The sequence below is a fragment of the Microcystis sp. M49636_WE2 genome (assembly GCF_030065375.1).
Taxonomy (GTDB): Bacteria; Cyanobacteriota; Cyanobacteriia; order Cyanobacteriales; family Microcystaceae; genus Microcystis; species Microcystis aeruginosa_C.
In genome coordinates this window covers 1-1,033 of the sequence record NZ_JASJFG010001036.1, presented here as the reverse complement: position 1 = coordinate 1,033, position 1,033 = coordinate 1, and the positions used below count along the sequence as shown (strand labels likewise).

Annotated in this window: 1 protein-coding gene; it reads left to right on the top strand. The window is 42.1% G+C overall.

Features of this window, described 5'->3' with window-relative positions; translation table 11 throughout:
- Nucleotides 1-382 precede the first annotated feature (382 nt).
- Nucleotides 383-1,033 (top strand): Tic22 family protein (locus PX484_RS23785; protein ID WP_288105883.1); only part of this gene is annotated, 651 nt, incomplete at its 3' end.

Genomic DNA, 1,033 nt, shown 5'->3' with positions numbered 1-1,033 from the left:
CTGGGAGTGAGCGGGGGGAAAATTCAGGTACTTTTTCCCTGAAAATTAGGTAATTGACCAGATGAAAATCGGTAAAACCCTACACCCCACACCCCACACCCCACACCCTGCCCCCACGAAAAACTTTTTCAGCAAACCCTAATTAATTCCTATTATTCCCCAGATCAGCCCATAAATTGCCCCTATTTCCTGGCCGCTGCTGCGACCACATCTGACCAAGTATGGATCTTTTTAGCTATGATGGTTCAGAAGCCAGCCAATAAAGGGAACTTTCGCGGCTGGTTATTCATCAAAAAACTCCTAATCGGAGGAGTTAAGTAGACGATATAGTTCAGATTAACGGCAAATATTGGTTAATAGTAATAACGAGGTAATTATTTTGATGAAATCTCTCATTCGTTGGACAGCAACTCTTGGTTTAGTAGGGACGACAATGTTGACTTCGCTGCTGGGCAGCTATTCTAAAGCACTCGCTTTACCGGAAGAACAAATCGTCAAAACCTTGCAGTTTGTACCTGTCTTCGCTATTGCTGATGATCAAGGAGTCCCCTTAATTGCCGTGGGAGAAAAAGAACAGAAATTCACGGGAGTTTTTATCAGTCGGCAGGACGCACAAAACTTTTTTGAACGACTGAAAAAAGAGAATCCTGAAGTGGCCAGTAAAGTTAAAGTTCAGCCTGTTTCTTTGGCACAAGTCTATAAAATGCAAGCCAGTCAAACCGATCAAAATCGTTTAATTGTCGATTTTGTTCCCAAAGAGTCGGAAGTAGAATCGGCGAAAAAACTGCTCAGTGAAAGAGGTCAACAATATCAAGGTGGTGTACCTTTATTTGTGCCGAAAGCAGGAAAAGAGAGTAATTTTCTGGTGATCAGTCGCAATAATCAGGATTTGATTCCTTTCTTCTTTGAAAAGGCCGCCGCTTTGCAAATGGTAGAACAATATAAAAAAGCTAATCCCGCAGAAGCGACCACGGTGAAAATTGATGTTATTCCCTTAGAAAGTGTCATCGCTACCCTACAACAAAGTAACGAT